Source organism: Peribacillus sp. YIM B13472, assembly GCF_042788005.1.
GTDB lineage: Bacteria > Bacillota > Bacilli > Bacillales > DSM-1321 > Peribacillus > Peribacillus simplex_E.
In genome coordinates this window covers 12,568-32,129 of sequence record NZ_JBHZPG010000039.1, presented here as the reverse complement: position 1 = coordinate 32,129, position 19,562 = coordinate 12,568, and the positions used below count along the sequence as shown (strand labels likewise).

15 protein-coding genes, 1 pseudogene and 1 riboswitch are annotated in these 19,562 nt (G+C 35.3%); all 16 genes and pseudogenes read left to right on the top strand.

Going from position 1 to position 19,562, the window contains the following annotated elements; genetic code table 11:
• Nucleotides 1–458 precede the first annotated feature (458 nt).
• The gene (locus ACFX4I_RS22530; protein ID WP_239859457.1) at nt 459–1,757 is read left to right on the top strand and encodes a CitMHS family transporter; all 1,299 of its coding nucleotides are present in this window, start codon (nt 459–461) and stop codon (nt 1,755–1,757) included.
• A 490-nt stretch (nt 1,758–2,247) separates the two neighbouring features.
• Complete coding sequence (locus ACFX4I_RS22525) at nt 2,248–2,688, top strand: hypothetical protein (protein ID WP_377423124.1); 441 nt, start codon at nt 2,248–2,250, stop codon at nt 2,686–2,688.
• A 683-nt stretch (nt 2,689–3,371) separates the two neighbouring features.
• Complete coding sequence (locus ACFX4I_RS22520) at nt 3,372–4,541, top strand: aminotransferase A (protein ID WP_377423121.1); 1,170 nt, start codon at nt 3,372–3,374, stop codon at nt 4,539–4,541.
• Between the two features lie 74 nt (nt 4,542–4,615).
• Nucleotides 4,616–4,813, top strand: coding sequence for a DUF3311 domain-containing protein (locus tag ACFX4I_RS22515; protein ID WP_377423119.1), 198 nt, complete (start codon nt 4,616–4,618; stop codon nt 4,811–4,813).
• Nucleotides 4,813–6,285 (top strand): sodium:solute symporter family protein, encoded by a 1,473-nt coding sequence (locus tag ACFX4I_RS22510; RefSeq protein WP_377423116.1) that lies wholly within the window; start codon nt 4,813–4,815, stop codon nt 6,283–6,285. The genes ACFX4I_RS22515 and ACFX4I_RS22510 overlap by 1 nt, the downstream gene beginning before the upstream one ends.
• 256 nt (nt 6,286–6,541) lie before the next feature.
• Nucleotides 6,542–7,195 carry a GntR family transcriptional regulator gene (locus ACFX4I_RS22505; protein ID WP_377423114.1) on the top strand — a complete coding sequence of 218 codons (654 nt, stop codon included), beginning with the start codon at nt 6,542–6,544 and terminating at the stop codon, nt 7,193–7,195.
• A 205-nt stretch (nt 7,196–7,400) separates the two neighbouring features.
• On the top strand, nt 7,401–9,056 hold the full coding sequence (locus ACFX4I_RS22500) for a M20/M25/M40 family metallo-hydrolase (RefSeq protein ID WP_377423112.1): 1,656 nt from the start codon (nt 7,401–7,403) through the stop codon (nt 9,054–9,056).
• Between the two features lie 88 nt (nt 9,057–9,144).
• Nucleotides 9,145–10,566, top strand: a complete 1,422-nt coding sequence (locus tag ACFX4I_RS22495) for an amino acid permease (protein WP_377423110.1) — start codon at nt 9,145–9,147, stop codon at nt 10,564–10,566.
• A gap of 425 nt (nt 10,567–10,991) precedes the next feature.
• Nucleotides 10,992–11,525, top strand: coding sequence for a hypothetical protein (locus ACFX4I_RS22490; RefSeq protein ID WP_377423107.1), 534 nt, complete (start codon nt 10,992–10,994; stop codon nt 11,523–11,525).
• 215 nt (nt 11,526–11,740) lie between these two features.
• Nucleotides 11,741–12,178: a VOC family protein gene (locus tag ACFX4I_RS22485; RefSeq protein WP_061461207.1), complete on the top strand. Its 438-nt coding sequence runs from the start codon at nt 11,741–11,743 to the stop codon at nt 12,176–12,178.
• 1,161 nt (nt 12,179–13,339) lie between these two features.
• Entirely contained in the window at nt 13,340–13,582 is a 243-nt protein-coding gene (locus ACFX4I_RS22480) for a hypothetical protein (RefSeq protein WP_377423106.1), read from the top strand.
• A 77-nt stretch (nt 13,583–13,659) separates the two neighbouring features.
• Complete coding sequence (locus ACFX4I_RS22475; protein ID WP_377423104.1) at nt 13,660–15,894, top strand: transglycosylase domain-containing protein; 2,235 nt, start codon at nt 13,660–13,662, stop codon at nt 15,892–15,894.
• 256 nt (nt 15,895–16,150) lie between these two features.
• Nucleotides 16,151–16,675: a GNAT family N-acetyltransferase gene (locus ACFX4I_RS22470; protein ID WP_377423102.1), complete on the top strand. Its 525-nt coding sequence runs from the start codon at nt 16,151–16,153 to the stop codon at nt 16,673–16,675.
• 173 nt (nt 16,676–16,848) lie between these two features.
• On the top strand, nt 16,849–17,349 hold the full coding sequence (locus ACFX4I_RS22465; RefSeq protein WP_057219622.1) for a DinB family protein: 501 nt from the start codon (nt 16,849–16,851) through the stop codon (nt 17,347–17,349).
• Nucleotides 17,350–18,212: 863 nt separating this feature from the next.
• Nucleotides 18,213–18,323, top strand: a riboswitch (SAM riboswitch).
• Nucleotides 18,324–18,438: 115 nt separating this feature from the next.
• Nucleotides 18,439–18,669, top strand: a pseudogene (locus ACFX4I_RS22460) (ABC transporter permease); the annotation flags it as partial.
• A gap of 14 nt (nt 18,670–18,683) precedes the next feature.
• Entirely contained in the window at nt 18,684–19,523 is an 840-nt protein-coding gene (locus ACFX4I_RS22455) for a MetQ/NlpA family ABC transporter substrate-binding protein (protein WP_214796060.1), read from the top strand.
• Nucleotides 19,524–19,562: the final 39 nt, after the last annotated feature.

Here is a 19,562-nt window from a genome sequence, read left to right as displayed (position 1 = left end):
GTTATCTTTTTGAGTTTTTTTGTTTAAAGGTAATAAATGATCTTTATGTTACTTTAACTATTAGAAAAATTTCTTACATGTAATGAGCACTCTTTAATTAAAGTGGTGATTCATAAAAAAATTTAAAATGAAAAAGAGGTGTAATTAAGTGAATAATTTAAAACTGTAAAAATCAGATGAGACTATTAAAAGAGCAAGATACCAGCGTATTGGTAATATTATCTTAACGGATCTAATGATCAATTGGATGTATAATTACTAGTACTTCAAGATATGGTTCATAGCAACAATTATAGGGGAATTCAATAATGTCAATTTTGTAAACCCTTACAATGAAATGATGTTAATAGTCATTAAGCAGTGCTAACTTATACTATAGAAAATTTTCATATATGATTCGAAATAACGTATTCAACATGTATTCTAAAAATTCAGGGAAGATAAAGAGGGGGCATACTATGTTAACATTTCTGGGATTTGCCATGATTGTGGTATTTATGTATTTAATCATGAGTAAGCGCTTATCAGCGTTCAGTGCACTGACGGTTGTTCCAATCGTTTTTGCGCTAATTGCAGGGTTTACGGATTTAGGACCGATGATGTTAAAAGGTCTCGAGACTATAGCTCCTACTGCTATTATGATTATTTTTGCCATTCTTTATTTTGGTGTATTAATTGATACAGGATTATTTGATCCACTAGTATCAAGAATTTTAAAAATGGTAGGCGGTGACCCATTAAAAATTGTACTGGGCACTGCAATTTTATCATTGGTAGTTGCTTTAGATGGTGATGGTACTATTACCTACCTTATTGTAGTAACAGCTTTTCTTCCTTTATATAATAAACTGGGTATGAATAAACTCATTTTGGCCTGCATTCCTGCATTGGCGATGGGGGTTATGAACTTGTTACCGTGGGGGGGACCAGCTGCCCAAGCTACGGCGGCGGTAAAAGTGGATATAATAGACTTGCTTTTGCCAATCATTCCTTCTATGATTGCGGGTGTGTTATGGATTTTAGGAGTGGCTTACTTCTTGGGTCGACGTGAGCGTAAGAGATTAGGAGTTATCAATATTGAAGCTTTTAACGAAGAAGAAATTGCTGCTGCAGTTGAGGTAGGAATGGACTCATCAATAAAACGACCTAAATTATTTTGGTTTAACCTAGGCCTTACGATTTTAGTATTGGCAGCTTTACTTACGGGCTTCCTACCGTTGCCTGCGTTATTCATGCTCGGCTTTGCCATCGTTATGATTGTAAATTATCCAAACTTGCAGGACCAGAAGGATCGCTTACACGCACATGCAGGTAATATATTAACTGTTGTCTCCATGATATTTGCAGCAGGTGTATTTACTGGGATTATAGATGGTACTGGCATGGTTAGCGCGATGGCAGATACCCTAATAGCAGTTATTCCAGACTCTCTCGGACCAAAATTAACAGTTATTGTTGCACTTATAAGCATGCCATTTACATTTTTCATGGCGAATGCTCCCTTTTATTTCGGGATTATTCCGATTATGGCAGAAACAGCTGCCAACTTCGGTATCCATCCGATGGAAGTTGGACAAGCTTCTTTATTAGGACAACCCTTGCACTTGTTAAGTCCACTCCAAGGTTCTATCTATATATTAATGGGGCTTCTTGGTATAGAAATAGGTGATCATATTCGCTTTACAGCCAAGTATGCGGTAGGTACAGCATTAGTTATGATAATTGTTGGTGTATTGTTCGGAGTACTATCCATTTAATTATATAAACATAATAAATTGCAGAGAGCTAGTATTTCAAAATAGCTCTCTCTTTTATTGGTCTAGAATTACTTATTATTGTAACTATTTTATTTCACGCTTATTTATAAAGTACTAAAGTTGATTTTACTTTTTAATAAACTTCTAATGCACCAGGCTTAAGCAGCGTACAAAAGCTTTTAAAAAAAGAAGTCCAGGAAGCTTAGTAGGCCTTGGTATAGCAATGGGTAATGGAGATGAATAATTCTTTTTTTTGCTGATCTTTACTAAAAAAACAGTGAATACGGTATAGCTTTTGCATAGAAAAAGTATGGGGTTAATTTAACTGAAAATGTATGTGGAATTTTGTACTTAAACTAACGGGTGCGTTAGCTGAAGATCGGAGCTGTCTCTAAGGCAGCTTTTTTCTTATGGCACTAACGGGGCAGTTTAGTTGAAGAAGGAAAACACCCAAGTCAAATTGTATAATCTAGACAAAGGGGTGTTTTGGTTGAAAAGTGTTCCGAAGGTAAGGGAAATATTGCTTGACGAAGAAATAGATGAACAGGAGTTTGTTGATATAATCAATGGCATTTATAAGCAAGACTGTTATATCTATGCCGTTATTCCTGAATGGGAAGAAGAACTATTTAACGAACTTTCAAATGATTTTATTATAATTAATAAACTTCCGTTCCCTCTAACACGCATTTTTCCAAAAACAATAGGGTTTTTAGGATATGTAAAGGATAGTAAGAAACAATATATATACGAATTTTACTTACGGTCTACAACAATGGATTTGTTAGTGTTTTCAGAGGTTGATGTATCTCAAAATTTAAATATCTTAAACAAGAAAAACATTGATATTTACAACATATTTGAATCAAATAAAATCCCTCACATAACCATTGGTCCTGATGGTCAATGGCTAAATATAGTTGAATATTGAATCATTCCTTAATGAACTAACGGGTGCGTTAGCTGAAAATCAGAGCTGTCTTTAAGGCAGCTTTTTTAAAAATTTTAGAAGAGCTTCCTCCTAAAGATGAGTTTTTAGAGTGGTGACTATACTTTAATCTTACCGAGGGGCTCTAATTTTTTCAAAGTTAAAATTAGCGCCCTACAGGAATGCTATCGCATAGTTGAACAAGTTCGTATCGGCTAGAACCATTTTGATTTTTCAGATAGATTATTCACTTTTTATCAAAAGAATGCTAAAATAAAACGTGAAGTAAGCGTTAACAATAAACCTTGTTAAGAATTCTTACATCATAGAAGACAAACTCAGTTAAATATACTAAGTATCATATTTAATTTTATTATTGATTGTATACAAATACAAATACAATATAAACATGATTTAATATACTTAGTATCACATTTAATTTTTATCTTTAATTGTATACAAATACAATCAAGGATAAAAATTAAAATGTAAAGGAAAGCATAAATCGTACACTTTACTGTTTTATTTTGTTAAAGTCTTTTAAATTTTCAATATCCCTAAGGGAGGTGATATATCTAAAATATTTTCTATTAAGTGAGTCTCCATTAAACATCTTAGGTAAAATATCGTCAAACTTGATTGCAGTTTTAGGATTTTTAGAGTACAAGTATAAAGGGGTAAATTGGATGATAGAATTTATAAACAAGCGTGTAAAGGAAATTGAAATGACTGGGATACGTACATTTTCCTATAAGGTACAAGAATATAAAGACGTCGTAGATTTAACTGTAGGACAGCCAGATTTTTTTACTCCTAAACATATTAAAGATTCTGGAAAATTTGCCATTGATGAAAATTATACATCTTATTCCCATAATTCAGGGTTCCTAGAGCTCAGGAAGGCGGCAAGTAGCTACATAAATAAAAAATATCAACTCTCTTATAATCCTTTAGATGAAATTATTGTTACCAATGGAGCAAGTGAAGGAATTGATATTGCTTTTCGTACCATCTTAGATGAGGGCAGTGAAGTGATTCTACCTGGACCCATTTATCCTGGTTATGAACCATTAATAAAACTTTGTGGTGCCATTCCAGTATTTGTGGATACTAGCTCAAATAATTTTAAAATCAATGCTAATATGATTCGCTGCAGAATAACAGAAAAGACTCGGTGTATTGTACTTTCGTACCCATCTAACCCAATGGGAACCATATTAAAGAAAGATGAACTGATAGAAATTGCTAATTTACTTAGAGACAAACAAATTTTTATCATTTCTGATGAAATCTACAGTGAACTCACTTTCGACAGTCACCATATTTCCATTGCTGCGCTTCCCGGAATGAAAGAGAAAACGATAATTATAAATGGTCTGGCTAAATCACACTCTATGACTGGCTGGAGAATAGGATTTACCTTTGCACCTTCCTATTTGTCCAATGAAATGTTAAAAGTGCATGCATATAACAGTGTTTGTGCCAGTTCAATTAGTCAGAAAGCAGCCATTACGGCTTTAACTACCGGCATTGATGATCCATTAGAGATGATGGAAGAATATGGAAAACGGAGAGATTATGCATTTAATCGTCTGGTTTCAATGGGGATGGAAATAGTAAAACCCGAAGGGGCATTCTACCTATTTCCTTCTATAAAAAAAACGGGAATGAAATCTTATGAGTTTGCTATAAGGTTATTGGAAACTCAAGGGGTGGCTGTTGTCCCTGGTGATTCCTTTTCAATATTTGGAGAAGGTTATATTAGAATTTCCTATGCCTACTCTATGGAGGTTTTGGAAAAAGGGTTAAATCGTATTGAGGAATTTGTGAAAAGTCAAACTGTAACCTGCGTTTAGAATAACTGTTAGTTATTTTGAATGTTAAATATCGGTGAGATATATAATAAAATTCAGACAACGGAGGGCTCAAATTGAAACCAATCTATTATTTGGTTCTTATTCCTTTCATTGGGATGCTCGGTGGTGCTATTTTCTTTAATCGAGTAACACCTTATATACTGGGAATGCCATTCTTACTTTTTTGGATTGTACTTTGGATAGTGTTGAGTTCTGCAGTGATGGCTGTAATATACAAGCTAGATCCTATTAATAAGGAGGAAGATGCGTAATGTATATTCCTATGTTCATCATTTTATTTTTCTTTATCGGCGCAATGCTACTTAGTATAAGAGCGAAAAAAGGTAAAGACATGAATATGGAGCAATGGGCTGTTGGTGGAAGAGAGTTTGGGACAGTGTTTGTTTTCTTATTAATGGCTGGTGAAGCCTATTCAACTTTTACCCTGCTTGGTGCTAGTGGATGGGCGTATTCAAAAGGTGGACCAATCTATTATTTCTTGGCTTATACAGCTCTTGCTTATGTTATTTCCTATTGGCTTCTTCCTCCTCTTTGGCGGTATGCCAATAAGCATAAATTAGTTTCACAATCTGAGTTTTTTGCTTATAAATATCAGAGCCCTATACTGGGAGCGCTTGTGTCTCTCGTTGGATCCCTAGCTATGTTTGCGATGCTGATTATTCAATTTAAAGGGTTAGGCATCATCGTATCAGAAACTTCATTTGGACTTATATCACCTACATTGGCCATATGCGTTTCTGTCATAGCCCTAACTGTATACGTTTTAGTATCAGGTATTCACGGATCGGCATGGACAGCAGCTGTAAAAGATATACTAATTTTTGTAGTGTTACTCTTTCTAGGCGTTTACTTGCCCTTTCACTATTATGGTGGGATTCAACCGATGTTTGAAGCCCTTAATACACAAAGACCTAATTTTGTCATACTACCTGAGCACGGACTGAGCATAAGTTGGTTTATTTCAACTACCTTGTTAACTGGTTTAGGTTTTTACATGTGGCCTTATATTTTCACTGCGTCATTTTCGGCAAAAGGTCCAAAAGCCCTTCGGAAAAATTCAATCATAATGCCTTTGTATACCTTGATGTTTGTTTTCGTTTATTTGGTTGGATTTACTGCTATTCTTCAGGTTCCTGGATTACAAGGTGCAGATGGCGATCTAGCCCTCCTTCGTCTATCTACTAAAACTTTTGATCCTTGGTTCATAGGTATTATTGGAGGAGTGGGATTATTATCGACTCTTGTGTTAGGTTCCCTTTTGTTAATGAATATCTCAACTACATTGGCAAAAAATATCTATCCCTTAATTGTGAGAAATGCAAGGGAAGAACGTAAGAACAAAATGGCTAAATATTTGGTCCCTGTTATTTCATTAATTTGCTTAGTCTATGCCCTTGGAGACAACAGTTCCCTAAATGTATTTTTCCTTGCAGGTTATAGTCTCGTTACACAGTTATTCCCATCTTTCTTGGCTAGTTTATTTAAAAATAATTTTATAACGAAACAAGGTGCCATTGTAGGAATTTGTTTTGGGGTGGGAATCAGTATTTATACAACTTTAACACATACAACAATGGCTACACTTTTCCCTACTATGTCACCAGTCATACAAGATCTAAATGTTGGAGTAATAGCATTCTTAATAAATATTATCTCCATGACACTAGTTAGTATTGTGACACGGAGTTCGATAAATATGATGAATGAGGAAAAAATTTCTTGAATGAAAAGAAGAAAAAAGGAGTACTACTTATGATAATTGTTAATGATAAGTGAGGGACAAAAGATCAATTAGTGCAGTCTATGCTTGGAGAAGAGATCCGGTTTCCATGTATTCTTCTTGACTCAAACGTAATCATTAGTACTTTTCATCAGTTTTAACATATTTACAACCTTAATTTCATTGCTTATAATTTAGATACATTGTATTGTATACAATGTATAGATTCTACAGCGATTACTTTTAAAGGGAGTTTATTATGCGAAAATTAAAGTCTGCAGGTTCGTTATCTGATCAAGCGTATAATATGCTTAAAACTGCAATTATAAATAATGAAATAAAGCCTTTGGAATACTTAGTAGAAGAGCAAATTGCCGAACAATTGGGGATAAGTCGAACTCCTATCCGTACAGCGCTAAAAAAGCTAGAATTTGAAGGGCTAGTTGAAATGGAAACTTCAAAGCATACACGGGTTCGTACGATTTCCGTCGGGGAAGTACAAGAATACCAAGTTCTAAGAGAATCACTTGAACCTCTTGCTGCTCAGCTTGCCTGTGTAAGCATGGATAGTGAGCAATTATTATTTTTAAAAGATCTTTGTGAGCAGCAGCGCCAAAGCATAGAGGAAAAAGATTTTAGCCATTTCATTAGTTTAGACACCCAATTTCATTGCTATCTTTCTGAGTTCACAAATAACAACAAATTGAAAGAATTCGTAAGCTCTCTTTGCACCCAGCTACAAAGGTATGTCATTCTAACGAATACAATACAATCGAGCTCATCAGAAGCATTAAAAGAACATCTGCAAATTATAGAGGCATTTGAAAGAAGAGACCCGGAAGAAGCTGCTGAATGCATGACGAATCATATAAAAAATGTATCTAGGAGATTTGGTACTACTCCAAAAAAATAAAGATGTTTTTCTGAAGATTAGAAATACGTACAACATATAGTAGCTATCTAGTATTTGTAAAGCAAGAATACATTCTTTACTTAATCACCCTTATCCTTTGATTGAGCCTTCTAATTTTACATATTAGGCACAATCGCGAGATTGATTGTATACAAGTACAAAAACAATCTTTATTTTCTAATAAAAAACTGAATGGAGATATCAAATGAAAATACTTCAACAGAAAACCACAACACTAGAAGGTAGATGGCAAATGAAAAATCAATTATTGGACCTACTGTGTGAACTCGTCCAAATTCCTAGTGTAACCCATAGCAATGCTGAGATTACCGTCGCCGAGTATGTTGAAAAAAAGCTACGTGAGCTTCCTTATTTTCAACAAAATGCAGAGTACTTAACTCTGCATCAGACAGAAGACAATCGGAAATTTGTTACGGCTCTCGTAAAAAAGGGAGCGAACGAAAAAAAGACAATTATCCTCGTAAGTCATTTTGATGTCGTTGGAGTAGAGGATTATGGTAATTGGAAGGAATTTGCCTTTAACCCGAAAAAACTAACTTCATTATTTTATAAAAACAAGCACAGCATGCCTGAAAATGTTCAAAAAGATTTAGAACAAGGAAATTGGCTATTTGGTAGGGGAACGATGGATATGAAGTGTGGACTAGCGCTTCATATGTCCCTTATCGAAGAAGCATGTACGGATGCATTTGATGGAAATCTACTTCTTTTAAGTGTTTGTGATGAAGAAGTGAATTCCGTTGGCATGCGGAATGCTGCACCTATCTTATCAGAGCTGTCAAAGCAGCATGATCTTGAATATATAGCGTGTTTAAATTCAGAGCCTATGTTTTCAAGATATCCTGGGGATGAGAATAAGTATATCTATTCAGGTTCTATAGGAAAGGTTTTACCTGGATTCCTCTGTTATGGGAAGGAAACCCACGTTGGTGAGCCTTTTTCGGGCTTAAACGCCAATTATATGGCTTCTCAATTGACATGTGAGTTAGAGTTAAATACAGAATTCTGTGAAGCAGTTGAAAGGGAAGTCACGCCCCCTCCTACTAATCTCATGCAGAAGGATCTAAAAAAGGAATACAATGTACAAATCCCCCATCGAGCTGTGACCCTGTTTAATATGTTTATGATGGAACAGTCGATGGATACAATAGTGAACCAGCTGAGACTAAGCGCAGAAAAAGTGGCAAGAAGCATTGAACAAGGCTATCGAAAAAAGGCCATTCGCTTTTCTACACTCGAAGATTCTATCGCAAAAGAAATAAATGTAAAAGTGTTAAACTTTGATGAATTACTACAGTACGCTTTAAAAACCTATGGTAAAGAAGAAGTAGAGCGTATTCAGGCAAACGTGATAAACAATCGAGGTAACAAGGATGATCGCGATGTGTCTATTCATTTGGTGGATGAGTTCACTATTTTATGTAAAGAACTTTCACCAATGATTGTTATGTTTTTTGCGCCTCCTTATTATCCATCGGTAAGCTCTCGAAAACACCCGCGTATTCAGTGGGTAGTCCAAGAAATGATGGGTTATGCTAAAGATAAGTATAATATAGAGCTTAAAAAACAAAATTACTTTGCAGGTGTATCTGACTTAAGCTACACAGGTTTACAGACACCCACCTCAAGCTTAGGATGCCTGACTTCCAATATGCCTCTTTGGGGTAAAGGATATAGCATTCCTTTAAATGTACTAGAGGAACTAAACATCCCTGTGCTAAACCTCGGGCCTATAGGTAGGGATGCCCATAAATGGACAGAACGACTAGATATCGACAATGCATTTAATATTTTAAGAGACATGCTTTCAGTTACTATTACTCGATTACTAATTAGATAAAAAACGGTCCAGCTCATGAAAAAGTTTGAGTTATCCTAATATTTGCAATGATTTCGATGTATTAATCATCAAGAAGGAGTGGTAAAAAATGGGGATGCATAAGGGGAACGATGAATTAAAGCGCACGATGAAAAGTAGACATTTGTTCATGATTGCACTTGGTGGTGTAATAGGAACTGGATTATTTCTCGGATCAGGATTTACAATTAGTCAGGCAGGACCCGGAGGAGCCGTTCTTGCTTATGTACTAGGTGGGATTCTTATGTATTTAGTTATGCTTTGTCTCGGTGAATTAACAGTAGCTATGCCAAATTCAGGATCTTTTCAAGCATATGCTACGAAATATATTAGTCCTTCAACCGGATTTACGATTGGCTGGCTTTACTGGTTAAGTTGGGCGAATACGATTGGATTAGAATTTACATCTGCAGGTATTCTTATGCAGCGTTGGTTTCCGGAAGTGCCTGTTTGGATTTGGTGTTTGGTATTCGGTATTCTCGTATTCTCACTGAATGCGTTGTCTACTCGTAGTTTTGCAGAAACAGAATTTTGGTTTTCTAGCATTAAAGTGACAGCTATTGTTCTCTTTATTATCCTTGGTGGTGCAGCCATGTTTGGCTTCCTTAACCTAAAAGGTGATGAATCTGCTCCATTTTTCTCGAATTTTACTGGTGACGGTGGTCTCTTCCCAAATGGTATTCTCGCCATATTTTTAACAATGGTTACTGTGAACTATTCTTTCCAGGGAACTGAGCTCATTGGAATCGCTGCAGGAGAAAGTGAAAATCCAGATAAGACACTCCCTCGATCCATTAGAAATATCATTTGGCGTACCATGTTTTTCTTTGTATTGGCGATGTTTGTCCTTGTTGCACTAATACCGTGGAAAACGGCCGGATTAGTTGAAAGTCCGTTTGTTACCGTATTTGACATGATTGGAATTCCATATGCTTCAGATATAATGAATTTTGTTATCCTTACAGCTGTTCTTTCTGTAGCCAATTCAGGACTGTATGCAGCATCAAGAATGCTCTGGTCACTTTCTAAAACTGACATGGCCCCATCTTTGGTAGGTAAATTATCTTCAAGGGGTATTCCGTTGAATGCACTGATTATCACGATATCTATATCGGCCCTCTCACTTCTTACTAGTGTCGTGGCTGCAGAAACGGTCTATGTATGGCTAATTTCTATTTCTGGTGTGATTACCATTGTCGTTTGGATGTCTATTTGTGCATCACAGTTCTTTTTTAGAAAACGGTTTATAGCAGAAGGTGGAAATGTAAATGATTTAAAATTTAGAACACCTCTTTATCCACTCGTTCCGATCTTGGGATTCGTGTCATACGGAATTGTGTTAATTAGCCTTATTTTTATTCCAAATCAAAGACTAGGGCTATACTGTAGTATACCTTTCATGGTAGCCTGTTATATTTATTATCACGTAAAAATAAAGAAGAGAAATAAGCACAAAAGTGGTGAAGGCAATGAACTTGGAAAAGCACAATGATTTCAATGTAGAATCATTCCCTACGTTCTATGGATTAGTTTTTATGAACTAACTAATGTTGTAGAGATTCACAAGAACCTTATTTTTTAAGGTGAGGATTGATATATGGACTTCTTTAACAAGTTCGGATACTAGTTCAATTGAACATGGGGAACAGATAGAGAAGGGTCATAAAGAATATTGAATTCTAAAGAAATGCAACAATTGGTTAAAAATGATTCATACAAAATTAATGTATACAGTAAGGATAAAAAAAAGATAAATTAAACTAGCATAAATCGGTGCTTTAGTTAAATAACATGGGTTGCCTACGGCAGCCTTTTTCTTATGGAACTAAAGGGGCAGTTTAGTTCATTAAGAATTCACACCTATTTTGGAAATAATTGTTATAATAATACAGTTGTATTAAATAAAGGGGTGTTGAATTGATTGGTTGGTTAATTATTTTCTGTGAGATTGGATTTTGGGTGTTTGTTTTAGCAGGATTATTAGCTAGATATATTTTAAAGAAAAAGAAGCTTGGTACATTGTTGCTTATTTGTACGCCAATCGTCGATATCATTTTACTCATTGCTACTGTTTTAGATTTAAAAAATGGGGCTATGGCAACAACCGTACATGGACTTTCTGCCATTTATATAGGGGTAAGTGTAGCGTTTGGGCATCAAATAATCAAATGGGCGGATGCGCATTTCGCTTATAAATATGGAAATGGTGAAAAACCTATAAAAAAGAAAAAATTCGGAAGGGAGCATGCTAGACAGGAGCGTATAGGTTGGTTCCGGCATGTTGTTTCTTGGTTAATAGGAGGAGCTCTTTTAGCAGTGATGATTTTTTCGATTAATAATCCTTCTCAGACTCAAGCATTGCTTAATACTTTAAAATTATGGACATTGATCTTGGTTATTGATTTTATCATAAGTTTTAGTTATACCTTGTATCCAAAAAAAGAAAGTTAGAGTTTTCTATCAATTGGGGAGTCATTTTAACAAATTCTTTAATCAACTAACGGGTGCGTTAGCTGAAGATCGGAGCTGTTTTAAAGGCAGCTCTTTCTTTATTGAGGGAGGTTTGTTGAAGAAGGATATTTTCTGTTTTAAGCGAATTAGAATTTCAAACAAACTTTACACGAATACCGGTATTGAAAATAACAGGAATATAGGAGGTATGAGATATGAAGATCAATAGAATAGATCATGTGAGTATAAACGTAAATGATCTTTCAGAGGCTAAAGCGTTTTTTCTTGATTTAGGACTTGAAGTACAAGCGGAATGGGAATTGGATGGAGAACAGTTGGACAGAATAGTTGGGCTTAATGATGTTAAAACGGCATGTGTAGGATTGGGGATGCCAGATGGTCAGGCATGGATAGAGCTAGTCAAATTTTATACGCCGTCAGATGAAAAAGATATTCAGCAACCTTTGGCAAATACGCTGGGTATCCGACATATTTGCTTTGCTGTTGAAGATATTGAAGCTATTGTTGCAAAATTGAAAAAGAAAGGCACGGAAATCTTTAGTGAGATACAGCAATATGAAGAAAGTTATAAGTTATGCTACGTTCGTGGTCCAGAGGGAATTATTTTAGAGTTGGCGGAGAAAATCAGATAAATATTGAATGGGACTTTAAATGATTTAGACCTCCAACTTTAAAGATTTCTTCTTAAACTATCGGGTGCTTTACTTGAAGAAGTCAAATAAAAAAGTCGGTTCCTTAACGTACAGGGAATTCGACTTTTTTATGTTTGAATTTGCTTAGCGTACAAAATTTCCGAAATGTTGGCGATACCCCTTTATACAACTGATATGAATGAAACAGTCAACCCACCACACCCAAATGGTTTTAAATGGTGCAGCTTTATCAAAACTCAAAAGGAAAGAAACAATTTACTTAGAGACATTTCATTAAAGTTAGATAAGTATAAAATAAAGGAAGAGTGATATAATACTCTTTCTTTTTCATTTTTATTTCACCCTTTCTCCATCACCTTTACTTCACAGTTTGTGTCAACTCTACAAAAAGGCAGGTTGCTGAGACTGCCTTTTTCTTATGGCACTATTGGGGCAGGTTAGTGCAATAAGACGGGGTGAAAATCCAGCTCTCTTTTAAGTCGCTCTTAAGATATATTATTCAGCTAAGAAAAGTAAAAAAAAATCCATCCCTGAAAAGCTTCAAGGAATGGATTCAGACAAACACCAAGATCCTTAGTGTGTCTCCTTGATAATTCTTTTTATGGCTTATAGATAGGTAAGTTATCCAGGTTATTACGTAAAACGAACATAATATATAGAAAAAGAGAATGTGCTTAAACGGGAACAAAAGTCGAAGATCCAGCTGCCATAATTGGTGGTTTTTTTATTGACTAAAGTGCAGATTTGGTCTTTATATAGAGGGGGGAATTGAGGATTTAATATTTTTGCCCCCTTAATACTAAGGTTCCTTTCGAATTAATATAAATGGACTGTGTAATGGGCTGAAAAAAATGAAATTTTCTATACACGCTTTGATATCTATCTTTTTAGGCTGTATCTATGGTATTTATGAAATATTTATAGATGGTACACAAAGGCATTTTCAAAAATAGTGGGAATGCTATCCATCATTTTATCAACATGGGTATTTGCTTCATATATAACTTCTTTGAAAGACAAAGCTGGTCGATAATTGCATTCTTATTCAGTATATAAATTTTAAGACTATTCGCTTCAAATAAGTAGACGTGTTTCCCTACTTAAGACAATCAGAAGTTGTTGTTGAAAGGGGGATTTAATTTGAAGAAATTTATTGTTTGTTATACCTTGGATGATGATATTAAACGAGAAAAAATATTAAGAGGGCCAGATGTAAAGAAGGAAGACGTTCTACAAGATGCATTAGATAAGATAGTACGAAGTGATTACTTTATTGCGAAAACCGACCAAGGAGAGTATAGGATAAATTCTTCCTTAATTCGTTATATACAGGTTTTGCATGAAATGCATTGTTTTAAATACCATACTGATCATCAAGATTAGTGAGTAAATAAAAGGTTATTTCTTTGCATAGTTTTCTTGAATTTTGTTGAGTAACTTGAATATGGGAGAGAAGATGAATGTCAGAAACGTATCGTTCTCGTCAGGAACGAAAACAAGTAGAAAGAACTAAACAAGATCAAAAAAAGGGTGAAAACTCCCCTAAAAGAAGGTCTTTCTTGAAAAAAGTTTTACTTTGGTGCTTACTGTTAGTTGTGGTTTCAAGTGGAATAGGGGCAGTTACGGTTGCAGCAATGATTAAGGATGCACCTAAAATAGATGCTTCAAAACTAGTCGATCCGCTTTCTACCAAATTATACGATAAAAACGGGAATTTCATTTACGAATATGGTAAAGAAAAGCGGACAAAAATTGAGTATTCTCAAGTTCCAAAAATGTTGGAACATGCTTTCATTGCCACGGAGGATGCACATTTTTATGAACACAATGGCATTGATATAAAAGGAACTGCGAGAGCAATCTTCAAGAACCTAAAAGGGGATTTCGGATCTCAAGGCGGAAGTACGATTACACAGCAGGTCATTAAAAACTCCTTTTTGTCACCTCAGAAAACAATAAAGCGAAAGGTACAGGAATGGACCTTGGCCTATCAGCTTGAGCAAAAGTATTCCAAACATCAAATCTTAATGATGTATTTAAATAAGATCTACCTTGGAGACGGGGCATATGGTGTAGCAGCTGCCGCCAAAAATTACTACGGAATCGATGCTGATCATCTAAATAAATTAACGCTTCCGGAGGCCGCAATGCTGGCGGGACTCCCACAGAGTCCAAGTTATTACGATCCCACTGAACCCGAACATGTGAAAGCTGCAACAAATCGTCGTAATATTGTTTTAGAAGCTATGTATAAACAAGGGTATATTACGAAACAGCAATTGGAGGATGCAAAGAAGGTTCCAGTTACAGCAGGACTTGTTCCAAAAACGAAACAGAAAGGAATGCCGTACGAGGCGTTTTTGGACGCTGTTGTAAAAGAAGTTGAAAGAAAGCTGAAAAATGTAGATATCAGTTCGGATGGATTATCTATTTATACGACGCTAGATCCAAAAGCTCAGACCTTTGCGGACAAAATAATGAACACCGATACGATTATTTCTTATCCAAATGACAATTTTCAAGGAGCCTTCGTATTTTCAGATACAAAAACAGGAGAAGTTCGAGCTATTGGAAGCGGTCGAAACCAATATAAAGCTTCCTTTCGAGGCAACAACTTTGCGGTTGATATTAAACGTCAACCAGGATCTACTTTCAAGCCAGTCTTTGATTATGGTCCGGCTATTGAAAATTCAAAATGGTCTACAGCACACCAAATTAATGATCATGAGATAACCTACTCAAATGGTCAATCTATTTCTAACTGGGATCATCAATACCACGGAATGTTGTCGATTAGAACAGCACTTCAATGGTCATACAATATTCCAGCACTCCTTACCCTTCAAGAAGTAGGGATGGATAGAGCACAAAACTTTGCAGAAAATCTTGGTATTACTTTTAATAATAATAAGGTGTACGAATCATATGCGATTGGAAGTAATACGGTTAATCCATTAGAGTTGGCAGGGGCATATAGTGCTTTTGGAAATAACGGTGAATACAATACACCACATTTTGTTCGTAAAGTTGTCTATCCTGATGGCAGAGTTGTTAATTTAGCTCCAAAGCCAAAACGTGTTATGCATGATTACACAGCTTATTTGGTGACGGATATGTTACGGACAGTCGTAAAATCTGGTACAGGAAAAACAGCAAATGTCCTTGGACTAGATGTGGCTGGAAAAACTGGCACAACCAATTTTGACAGTAAAACCAGAGCACAATATGGATATCCAGCCGGTTCGGTAAATGATAGTTGGTTCGCTGGTTATACACCGCAATACACTATGGCGGTTTGGACTGGATATACTAAAAATGGTCCAGGTAATTATATGGATGGAAATACAACTAAAATCTCGCACCAAATGTTTAAGGTCATGCTGGAAGCGTTTGGAACAGACCAAAGTAGCTTCAAGCAGCCTAGTGATGTATACCGGGTGAATAATGAACTGTTCATTAAAGGTGCAAATCCTGAAGAAGCTCCACCAGTTACAAAAAATAATAAAGTAAAACCATTGGATATTGGTGAAAAAAAAGAGGATGAAAAACATAAACAAGAGAAAGAGAAGCCTAAACAACGAGAGGAAAAGCAACACAAACAAGGGGAAGAGAAGCATAAACAACAAGAGGAAAAGAAACATAAACAAGAGGAAGAGAAGCATAAACAGCAAGAGGAAAAGCAACACAAACAATAAAGATTTTTAGGATGGGATCGCATTGGTTCCATCCTTTTTTATGATACACATAAGAGAATGAGAGGGTTTCTACTTAAACTATAGGGTGCGTTAGCTGAAAATCAGAGTTGTCTTTAAGGCAGCTCTTTCTTATGGAACTAAAGGGACAGGTTGGCTCAAGAAGGATATTAGTAGAGATAAATAGAATGCTTTATACAAACTTAAGAAAAACTCTTCTATACAAAATTTCATGCAAAATAAACGGAGGGAGTAGCTAATGAATATTCGTATTTTAAAAGAGGCCGATGCCCATTTATACCAGGAAGTGCGATTGAATGCATTGAAAATTAACCCAGAAGCATTTGGTTCAACATATGAGAGAGAGGTGGGATTTTCATTAGAAACGGTAAAGGAGCGAATAAAACCAATAAGGGACAAGTACATTGTAGGTGCTTTTGATAATAGAAAATCTTTAGTTGGAATTGTTACTTTTATACGTGAAAATAACCTCAAAACCAGACATAAAGGGAATGTTTTTGGAATGTACATAGCTCCAGGCAATCGAGGTCAGGGTTTAGGAAAAGCATTAATGAATGAACTTATAAGTAGGGCGAAGAATTCTGAGGGATTGGAACAAATAAATTTAACTGTTGTATCTGATAATGACTCCGCAAAGAAACTATATAAGTCTTTGGGATTTGAGGTCTATGGTACAGAACGAAATGCCTTAAAGTATAATGGGCACTATTTTGATGAGGATTTGATGGTTCTAACGTTAGCTGTAGACCAGAGCCGTCTTTAAGATAGCTTTTTCTTTATGGAACTAAAGGGGCAGGGTAGTTGAAGATTGCTTTGACCTTTGTTCAACAATTGGGCCATTTAGTTGAAGATCTCATCAGATAAGTAATAATATTTAAAGGAATAATTCATTCTCATATAGAATATTAAAAAACGTGATGATAAGGAGGCGATTGTATAGCAAACCATGTAGAAAATCTATATAACTATCATGTATGGGCAAATCAACGGATTATTGATCATCTTAAGACACTTTCTCCTGAGAAATATCAAAAGGAAATGAAAAGTGTCTTTTCTTCTGTTTCAAAGGTTTTATCTCATCTCTATTTGGTGGAATATGGATGGCTTAATACCCTCGAGGGTCAGAGTATGAATGAAGCAATGCAATCTTCATTTCAAATTCAAGAAAAGATTGAGAAACTGCCCATTGAAGACTTAGAAACGGAATTTCACACTTTAACATCACGGTTTAAAACCTTTTTGAACAGACAGGAAGATATGGAAAAGAGAATAATGTTGGATAATCCATGGGCAGGATTAAGAGAAACAAGTATATCTGAAATGGTCTTACACGTTGTGAATCATGGAACCTATCATAGAGGGAATATTTCAGCTATGTTACATCAGTTGGGTGATTCTTCAGTTATGACTGATTATGCTTTTTATTGGTATTCTTGAAATATTATTCATTATAAATAGGCAAGAGAAGAGTAATCCATTTTTTCTTCAAAAAGGTGACGTTAGTTGAGGATCGAGAGATGTTTACACAGATCTTTCTTTGAGCTAACGAATAACTTTAATCAAACAATTGTTGATCCAAAGTATTCTCACTCTTCTACGATATTTAACATTACCAGCAAGAATAAGTTAATTGCCTCCACAATACCGGCTAATATGAGCTTCTTGTTTAATCAAGAATCGCTTTTCTTAATGAACTACCATGAAAATAAGTTTCTTTAAAAATGAAAAATGACAATACTTAAGAAGACCCTGCTCAATCGTATAAAAAAAGAGGAGAGCGTTAATAAATTAGCTTATAGATTAGGGGTGACTGGATTAAGGTCAGTATCAGTATTGATACTTCCTAACCATTTTCATTCTTTGTGGTGAATCGCCGATTTTTGCGATTCATGGATGGCTAACGGGTGCGTTAGTTGATTAAGGATCACTAAAAATAATCAATTTTATAATAACTGTATACTAAATCACTAGAAAAGAATCCATTTTGAACATCTTTTTTCAAAATAGATTCTTTTTATTTACGCTAATATGGGGGTTCAGGAGGACCTTTTGAACAATCCCTAGAGTTAATCTTTCTTATACGCTTAAACGTTGGATTCGAGCATATCGATGATTTAATTGAGGAGCAGGAGCAAGCAATCGCAAAGGGTACGGAGTAAAGCATTTAATGCAATCATCCATCAATTCAAATTAATTAAACAATTTTTTATTGACACTACCATTTGGTCATGATAAGATCACTCCCATACCATATTCACCTGAATTTAAAAATCTTACTTTTAATTGAATATAATGTTTGACTCTTATCAAGAGAGGTGGAGGGACTGTGCCCTGTGAAGCCCGGCAACCGTCAGTTAATTAACTGAAATGGTGCCAATTCCTGCAAAGCAATGTGCTTTGGAAGATGAGAGAAAGGATTGTTTAGCCAACCTTTCTACTCATGTGTAGAAAGGTTTTTTTGAGAAAAAAAAACTTTCCTTTACCCGGTATAATAACTTCGGACAAACTAACATAATAAGTGCTCTGCTGCCACCATTAATTTCAGGTCTTACAGTTACAACAATTGCTCTAGTTGGTTATACAGCTATTGCTTGGGAAATTGGTGCAGATGGTTAGGTAATTTGTTATATCTTGAAAGTTTTTCAGCGCAATAATAATGATGTTACATTGGTAGCAACTGTATTAATTTTATTCATTGTTTTTATCATACAATTTATAGGTGATATATTTTTTACATCAAAAATAGATAGACAATAAGGGAGAAATGAATTATGAAAAAATGGATATCAACTTTAGCAGTTTCCTCAGCTTTATTATTAGGTCTAGCAGCTTGCGGTACATCTAATGGCGGATCAGATTCTTCAGACAAAGAAAAGAAAATCCTTGTGGGTGCATCAAACATTCCTCATGCTGAAATTTTAGAAGAGGCAAAGCCATTATTAAAGGAAAAGGGAATTGATTTAGAAATTAAAACATTCCAAGATTATATTATACCGAACACAGCGTTAGCTGATGAAGAGATTGATGCAAATTATTTCCAACACGTTCCATATCTTAAATCAGTGCTAAAAGAAAATCCAGACTATGACTTTGTAAATGCGGGTGCTATTCATATTGAGCCAATCGGTATTTACTCTAAAAAGTATGATAGCTTAAAAGATCTTCCAAAAAACGGTACAGTTATTATGCGTAATGCTGTAGCTGAACAAGGTCGTATTCTATCTATTTTTGAAAAAGAAGGCGTTATTAAGCTAAAAGAAGGCCTCAATAAAACAGAAGCTACTATTAATGATATTGTAGAAAATCCTAAAAACTTAACTTTTAATGCAGATATAGAAGGTGGCCTATTACCTCAAATTTATAATAACAACGAAGGTGATGCGGTTGTTATTAATGCTAACTATGCGTTAGATGCAGGGCTAGACCCGCTTAAAGACCCAATCGCTGTTGAATCGGGTGAAGATAATCCATATGGAAACATTATCACTGTACGTAAGGGTGATGAAAATAAAGAGACAGTAAAGGCGTTAGTTGAAGTACTTCACTCTAAAGAAATACAAGATTTCATTACTGAAAAATATAAAGGTGCAGTCATACCTGTATCTAAATAAAAAACCACCCTTTCATGAACTATACCCCAAATAATGGAG